This is a genomic window from Facklamia miroungae (assembly GCF_012396555.1).
GTDB lineage: Bacteria > Bacillota > Bacilli > Lactobacillales > Aerococcaceae > Facklamia > Facklamia miroungae.
In genome coordinates this window covers 369,416-377,526 of sequence record NZ_JAAXPS010000001.1, presented here as the reverse complement: position 1 = coordinate 377,526, position 8,111 = coordinate 369,416, and the positions used below count along the sequence as shown (strand labels likewise).

Annotated in this window: 6 protein-coding genes; 4 read left to right on the top strand and 2 right to left on the bottom strand. The window is 37.0% G+C overall.

The features are described 5' to 3' along the window. Nucleotides 1–235: 235 nt before the first annotated feature. Entirely contained in the window at nt 236–1,189 is a 954-nt protein-coding gene (locus HF969_RS01835; RefSeq protein WP_090289062.1) for an NAD(P)-dependent oxidoreductase, read from the bottom strand. Between the two features lie 331 nt (nt 1,190–1,520). On the opposite strand from HF969_RS01835, the gene HF969_RS01830 reads away from it, so the two are divergent. Beyond that, nucleotides 1,521–3,263: an ABC transporter ATP-binding protein gene (locus tag HF969_RS01830; protein WP_090289061.1), complete on the top strand. Its 1,743-nt coding sequence runs from the start codon at nt 1,521–1,523 to the stop codon at nt 3,261–3,263. After that, on the top strand, nt 3,250–4,995 hold the full coding sequence (locus HF969_RS01825) for an ABC transporter ATP-binding protein (protein WP_090289060.1): 1,746 nt from the start codon (nt 3,250–3,252) through the stop codon (nt 4,993–4,995). The genes HF969_RS01830 and HF969_RS01825 overlap by 14 nt, the downstream gene beginning before the upstream one ends. 107 nt (nt 4,996–5,102) lie before the next feature. On the opposite strand, the gene HF969_RS01820 is transcribed toward HF969_RS01825, so the two are convergent. After that, a complete protein-coding gene (locus tag HF969_RS01820) occupies nt 5,103–5,780 on the bottom strand; it encodes a histidine phosphatase family protein (RefSeq protein WP_090289059.1) in 678 nt (225 codons plus the stop codon). A 169-nt stretch (nt 5,781–5,949) separates the two neighbouring features. Between HF969_RS01820 and HF969_RS01815 the strand changes: the two genes are divergently transcribed. Next, the gene (locus tag HF969_RS01815; RefSeq protein WP_090289058.1) at nt 5,950–6,804 is read left to right on the top strand and encodes a YihY/virulence factor BrkB family protein; all 855 of its coding nucleotides are present in this window, start codon (nt 5,950–5,952) and stop codon (nt 6,802–6,804) included. A gap of 66 nt (nt 6,805–6,870) precedes the next feature. Next, nucleotides 6,871–8,082: an FtsW/RodA/SpoVE family cell cycle protein gene (locus HF969_RS01810; RefSeq protein ID WP_090289057.1), complete on the top strand. Its 1,212-nt coding sequence runs from the start codon at nt 6,871–6,873 to the stop codon at nt 8,080–8,082. Nucleotides 8,083–8,111: the final 29 nt, after the last annotated feature.

Genomic DNA, 8,111 nt, shown 5'->3' with positions numbered 1-8,111 from the left:
TTAAACCTGTTTTATATGGTTTTATAAAGAGTGTGATAGTGAATCAGAATAAACAATAAATAATTATTTATTAGTTACTATTAAGAACAATGCATGTATATAATAGATAAAGACTTGTTCGATGTCATTTATGATCTCTATTAAATAGATTTAAATGAATTAAGCGAAATTAAGAAGGCTCCTTGTCTATTTGACAGGGAGCCTTTATTTAGTGTTTCAATGCATTAAAAAATTTTTAAATTAAATTTTGAGGTTTGTTACCTAAGAATTTGTAAATATTTTCGAATGCAATTAGAGCTCTAAGATCCATAGCCTCATGTGTAAAGTAACCAATGTGTGGGGATAGGAGTGTATTGGGCGCTGATAAAAGGGGATGGTCCTCACGGAGTGGAGCTTCACTATCAAAGACATCTATACCAGCTCCTGCAATTTCACCTTCGATTAAGGCTTTAGCTAAAGCGTCACTATCAACAATTGGACCACGTGCACAATTAATTAAAACGGCTGACTTTTTCATAGCTCTTAATTGGTCCTCACCAAAGAATTGCTGGGTTTCACGATTGAGCGGAAGATGGATCGTTATGATATCGCTCTTCACTAATAATTCTTCTAATGAAGAGTAATTCATTCCCATTTGAATTAATTCTGGATCGCGGCTTCGATTAAAGCCCATTAAGTGAGCACCGAAGGCTTTAAACAGTTTAGCGGTTTCCTTGCCAATTTTTCCAGTCCCAATAATGCCAACTGTCTTGCCTTTAATTTCAAACCCCTGACGAATTCCTGGGAATTCTTGAGTCATGCGTACTTCTTGGTCGCTAGCCTTGATTTGACGAAATAAATTAAGCGTCATCCCTAGGACTAATTCGGCTACTGCTGTATTGGCATAGCCTGCTGCATTAGAAACGAGAATATCTCTATCTTTGGCTTGAATTAAAGGGATGTGATCGACACCGGTAAAAGCGACATTAATATATTTCACCATGTCTAATTGATCTAAGACTTCTTCGGGAAAAGGATTGTTTGCCAAAGTTATTATATCTGCTCCCTGACAGCGTTTAATCATTTCGTCTGGGTCTGTCGTTTTTTCAGAATAGTATTTAAATTCATGCCCCGCCTCGATTAGGGGTTGTGCTAATTCTTGGATGCGTTCTTCTGGAATTTTTAAGCTTTCTAATATTACAATTTTCATAATGACCTCCTTGTTAAATGCTTTCTTAATTTATACGATACTTGAAAAGAAATTAATTGCAAATAAAAGCAAATCAGTATTTACAGAAATATTTAAAAGGTATACAATAGATTCATCAAATTAAGAAAGGAGTTTAAATAAGATGATTAACATCAACATAGTAACAAGCATATCACGAATTATCAAAACTCCTTTCATAATAAATAGGAAGTCTCACTAGCCCGTCTAGGAGTCTGTAGTCATGTTTTCAAACACCTATTTAAGGAGTCTCTTAAATAGGTGTTTTTTGTGTGCCTATTTATTATGAAAGATTGTAGGAAGAAGGGGAGAAATGTTATCTGCGTTATTTCAGTTTATTAAAGAACACAAGATTGCTTATTTTATTGGTGGCCTTTTGGCTATTATTTCAGGTTTACTAGCAATTGTTCCAAATTATATTATTCAGTTATTTATCGATGCGATTGTTAAACAATCGCTCGATGCAAAAGCTCTAGCTCTTTATTTAGCCATATTTGCTGTTGCCGCTGTTTCAAATTATGTAGTGGAAGCGTCATGGCTGGTCATTTTGTTTGGTCGGTCCTCGCTCTTTACAAAACAAGTCCGTCAGAAATTGTTTAGACGACTGGCCTATTTGAAATTGCCATTTTACGAAAATTATCGTTCGGGCGATTTGATGACACGCATGACATCAGATATTGATAGTTTAGGCGAGACCTTAGCATACGGCTTTTTAATAATTATTTCTGATGGGTCTTGGTTAATTGCTATTCTCTTAGTCATGTTTATCACAATTTCCTGGGAATTAACCCTCATATCAATTATTCCTTTGATCATTTTTGGGGTTTTGATTCATTTCTTGGGTAAAGAAGCCAATAAACGTTATGAAGCGAGCCGCGACGCCGTTGCAAAATTATCCAATGAAGTTTTGGAAACGGTCGACGGTGTACGGGTTATCCGGGCTTATGGAAAAAAAGACTTGGAACAAGCGCGCTTTCAAGAAAGAACCAGAGATGTGGTTAAACAATCCAATGTTTTGAACTTCTTATTTGGATTATTTGGCCCAACAGCTCGCGTTTTTTCTGGTTTTTCAACAGGTATCGGATTGACCTTGGGGGCATATTATGTGAATCAAGGGCAAGTATCGATAGGCCAACTAATTACCTTTCAAATTTATTTAGGTATGTTCAACGAAGTGATATGGGGCATGGCAGATTTGATTGCGATCTATCAGCAAGGACAAGTCTCTCACCGTAAGATTAAAGAAATCGAAGATGCCGACGATCTTTTTGGCAAAGAAGGTGATTTACCAATTGATCATATCGATCAAATTGATTTTCAAAATTTTTCTTTTGCTTATCCAAGTGACCAAGAACCAGTCATTCAAACGGTTAATTTTAGTTTAAAAGCCGGACAGACGCTAGGGATTGTAGGGAAAACAGGTTCGGGGAAGTCTACCTTAGTTCGCCAACTCTTACGTCAATACCCAATCGTTAAGCCTGAAGCGCTTAAGATAAATGGACATTCAATTGTAGACTATCAATCGGAACAATTAGCTGGTTTAATTGGCTATGTCCCGCAAGACCACGTTCTATTCTCACGGTCAGTAAGAGATAATATTTTATTTGGAAAAGCGGATGCGACGGAAGAAGAGTTAAATCAGGCGATTGAAGCAGCTGACTTTACCAAAGATATTAACCATATGAGTAGAGGCTTAGAAACGCTCATTGGCGAAAAAGGGGTCGCAATTTCCGGTGGTCAAAAGCAAAGAGTAGCGATTGCTAGGGCTTTAATCCGGCAACCAGAATTATTGATCATGGATGATTCACTATCGGCGGTGGATGCAAAGACAGAAAAGGCCATCATCAAGAATATTCAAGCAGCCCGTGAGGGTCAAACAAATATTATAATTACCCACCGCTTATCAGCGGTTTCGCATGCCGACTTAATACTCGTATTGGAAGAAGGATGCATCATCGAAAGAGGTAAGCCAGACGAGTTATTAGCGAACAAGGGTTGGTATTATCAACAGTATCTCAATCAACAAACGGAGGAGGGATCTAATGGAAACACTTAAACGTTTGTTATCCTATCTAAAATATGCTAAATGGAAGTTTGCCTTAGGAGTCCTTTTTCTAATCTTTTCAGTTGGACTTTCCGTTTATGCTCCTTTAATGGCAAAAGATTTAATTGACTATGCCGCCAATCAAGTAACAAATAAGCAGGTAATTGAACAAGCGCGGGTTGTTAATTTTTTCGTTCGCTATGTTTTAATTTTAGTGTCGTCTGCGGTCCTTTCTTATACAGCGGATATTTTAATGGCTTTTGTAGCTAATCAATTAAGTAAGAAAGTTAGGGACCAAGCCCATCAACATATGCAGACGCTTCCGGTTTCATACTTTGATGATAAACCAGCTGGAAAAATTGCGGCTCGAATTGTCAATGACACTGAAGTTCTCAGACAGTCTTTCTATCAGAACTTTTGTAACCGCATGCTCATCAATTTGATGACGGTTATTGGTATCTACGTTGCTTTACTTTATGTCAGTTTGAAGATTGGTTTATTCTTCTTACTTTTTATTCCCATTTTTATTGTCTGGCAAATAATTTATATGCGTAAAATTACGCCAGTTAACACCAAATGGCGTGAAAGTGTTTCTGAGCTAAACAGTAAAACGGCCGAGATTATTCAAGGAGTAACAATTGTCCAAGCTTATGGGCAAGAGGAAATGTTAAGTAAAGAGTTTGAAGAAACGAATGAGGACTGGTATCAATCCCGAATTCAATCACAAAAGATTGATTCTAGACTGTCTTGGTCCTTGGCTGATTTATTAAAAAATATTGGTATTTTATTGGTAGTGACTTATTTAGGGACACAATACTTAGAGGGTGTTTTAGGTATTTCAGTCGGAAAACTATATGTTTTAATTAATTATGTTTCGCGTTTATTTGATCCAATTACTCAAATTGTACGCTTGATGACCATGCTCCAACAGTCTTTAGTATCTGGCTCTCGAGTTTTTGCATTAATTGACCATCCAAGTGAGAAAGATCAAACAAATGTTTTTGAAATGGGAGAGGGACGAGTAAGTTTTAAAGATGTAAATTTTGCTTATCAAGGCGATCAAAAAGTTTTGAAAAATATCAATTTTGAAGTTGAGCCTGGTCAAACCATTGGTTTGGTCGGACATACGGGTTCGGGTAAATCTTCGATTATCAATCTAATCTTTCGATTTTATGATCCCCAAGAAGGACAGATATTGATCGATGGTCAAGATATTCAGCACTACTCCCGTGAGAGTGTAAGAGCGGACATGGGGATTGTTCTTCAAGAGCCCTATTTATTCTCTGGCACCATTGCGTCAAATGTCTCCATGAATGACCCGAAGATTAGCAAAGAGAAAATTTTGCAATCGATTGAGCAAGTGGGTGCAAAGGATATGATCGCTAAATTAGAAAAAGGAATTGATGAAGAAGTAGTCGAAAAAGGTCAATCCCTGTCATCAGGAGAAAGGCAATTAATTTCTTTTGCACGTACCCTGGCCTCTGACCCTAAAATTTTGATTTTAGATGAAGCGACTTCGCATATTGATACGGAAACAGAAAATGTTATTCAAGAAGCTATGAAAGTTTTACAAAAAGGAAGAACAACTTTTATTATTGCTCATCGCTTGTCAACCATTCAACATGCCGATCAAATTATTCTCATGGATAATGGTGAGATTAAAGAGCAAGGGAACCATGACCAATTAATGGCTTTAAATGGTCAGTATGCTGAAATGTACCGTATGCAAGCTAAAGTTTCTTAATTCTCGATTTAAAAATAGAAAAATATAAAAGCATCTGAGCTGTTTTTCTCAGATGCTTTTTATTAATAAATGATGAATCCATGTACACTGACTTTATATCTTTATGATTATTCAATAAAGTGATCCGTTTGATTAAAAGAATTTAAACGGAATTGACCCTCGCGATATTCGACAATCGATAAGGAACAATTAGCCAGAGGTTGTCCTCCTTCAAAATCAGCAACCAAACCGTGAATGAGGTTGCCAATCGCCATCCCATGGCTCATGATCAAAATTTTTTGATCGGTGCCAGCATGCTTATTCAAAAGGATCAAAAGACCGGATTCAATTCGATCCCAAAATTCAGCATAATTCTCAGCCAAATGTTGTGGATCGAGGTGTTTGACTAATTTGAGTAATTTGGGCATTTCAAGTGGTTTTTCCATTTTCTTGACATCAATACCTGCTGCTAGAAGATGGTCATCGACAGCATCATATAAAGTAGAAGCAGGCAAACCTTCAAAGGATCCAAAGTAGACCTCACGCAATTCTTTCATCAATTGAACTTGATAATGATCTTTATGGTGATTTTCTTCCAAAACATAGCGGAGAGTATCTTGCGTTCTTAGTAAATCACTCGAGTAAACGGCATTAAAATGGATATCAGCGATACCACGCCCCGATGCTTTGGCTTGTTCAATTCCTTTAGGAGTCAAAGGAGCGTCTGACCAACCTTGAATTTGTCCATTATGATTAAATAAAGTCTCACCATGTCGCATAAAATAAAATGTAACACCTTTAGCCATAATTTCCCTCCGTTCTTTTTCCTTTTTATTATAACCTTATTGCCAAAGATTGTCTAAAGCAGAAGCGATTTTTTCACTAAATAGGTCAGACTATCAAGTGCATTTATGGGATGAATATGGTAACCTATAGAGGTTATTAGAAGGGAGTGTAGAATGAGTGGAGCAAAAAATGATGAAATACTTGGATCAATCTAAAAGGGTTTTTTCCGTTTTTAAAGAGCGTTTGGATGGACTGTCTTTTGGCTCTTACGCAGCAGAAGTGTCTTATTATATTCTTTTAGCCGTTATTCCGATTCTCTTAGCTTTCTCCAACTTAATTGTGCTCTTACCTTATTCTTATGAAGAAGTGATTCGCTTTCTGCGAACATCTTTACCTGGCCAAGTAGCACGTCCACTAATTCCCATGATTCAACAGTATTTTGAAACGGCCTCAACGACTTGGGTACCAATCGGGCTGGCCTTAGCCTTGTGGCCAGCTTCGAATGTTTTTAATGCTCTACAGCGTATGCTAAACGAGATCTACCTCGTAAAGAGTAAGAGACACTTTTTTGTCCAACGACTCTTTGCCTATCTATTTACTTTGCTAAGTGTATTAGTCATCTTAGTTTCAACTTTCATCTTTACTTTCGGTGAACAATTACTTTTATGGTTAGATCAAAATTTGAAATGGGATTTCAATTTTTTAGCTGCTTGGATAAAAGGTGGAAGCTGGGGATCGCTCTTATTCTTGTTCATTTTTTTAGTCATGATTTATACCTATTTACCTCATCATAATTTAAAGTTTTCAAAAGCTATTCCCGGTTCACTATTTTCGCTAATCGGTTTTACCCTTTTGGGCAAATTATTCGGAACAATTATTCAGTTTAATAAGTCTTTAAATAGTAATACGGCCTTGGGGGCTATTATCGTGGTTATGTTCTGGATTTACCTCAATTGTATGATTTTTTTTGTGGGGGCCTATGTAAATGTGGTGGCTATTGATTTAAGGAATCTAAATAAGGAAAAAATTCGATCACTAGATTAAAGAGACCATCACTAAATAATAAGCGGGTTAACAAGCGATTAATCCAAGAAGGAGGAAGATTATTCGATGCAAATTAATAAAAGAATTGCCAATTATCAAGAAAATCGAATTGATTATGGTGTCATTTTAACCGTCTTACTGTTATGTTTAATGGGTTTAGCCATCGTCTATGCGACGACAGCTATGATTGCAAGTCAAGGAATTGGTCCGACCCTCCAACAAGCACTTTGGTATGCTTTAGGAGCCTTAGTTGTGATTGTGGTGATGCAATTTGATAGTGAACAATATTGGAAACTTTCGATCTACTTTTATGGTCTAGGAATTCTGCTACTGATTATGGTTTTGTTTTTCCATGACCGTCAAACAGCAATTATGACAGGGGCAAAGTCTTGGTTTAAGTTAGGTCCTCTGTCCTTTCAACCTTCCGAATTGATGAAACCAGCCTTGATCATTTTTCTTTCGCGTTTAGTCACAGAACATAATAGTCAAAATCAGGCTCGAACCATTCGTTCTGATTTTATGCTAATTGGCAAATTACTACTAGCTTCGGCACCCGTCTTATTGTTGGTACAATTACAAAACGACTTAGGAACGAACCTAGTAATGCTTTCGATCATTGGGGGTCTCATCCTTTTATCTGGTGTTTCATGGAAAATACTATTGCCCGCTTTTTCAATTGCGCTCATTTTAGGGGGTGGATTGATTCTCTTAGCTGTTATTTTTCCAGATGCTTTATTAGAAATTGGGTTTAAACCTTATCAATTAGGAAGAATTACTACTTGGTTGGAACCTTTTTCGGATACTAGGGGAGAGTCCTATCAATTAGTTCAATCGATTCTTTCGATAGGCTCAGGACAATTGTTTGGCAAAGGTTTTGGTATTTCTGAAGTACCGGTGCCGGTGCGTGAATCGGACTTCATCTTCACAACGATTGGTGAAAATTTTGGCTTTTTTGGTTCAGCCGTCATTTTAGTGATCTATTTTGTATTAATTTATCAGATGGTTCAAACCTGTTTTGAAACACAAAATGAATATTATACTTATATTTCTGCTGGTGTTATTTCAATGATTCTCTTCCACGTATTGGAAAATGTGGGTATGACCATAGGCTTACTTCCGATTACCGGTGTACCGTTACCTTTCATTTCTCAAGGGGGTTCAGCTATTCTATCTAATATGATTGGGGTGGGTTTGATCCTTTCAATGCGGTACCACCATCGATCATATATGTTCTCAAGCGAGGACCCTTATATGTATAATGATCGTAGTAACTATTAAACCAAGAAAAAGAATCCCGTTAAGGGATT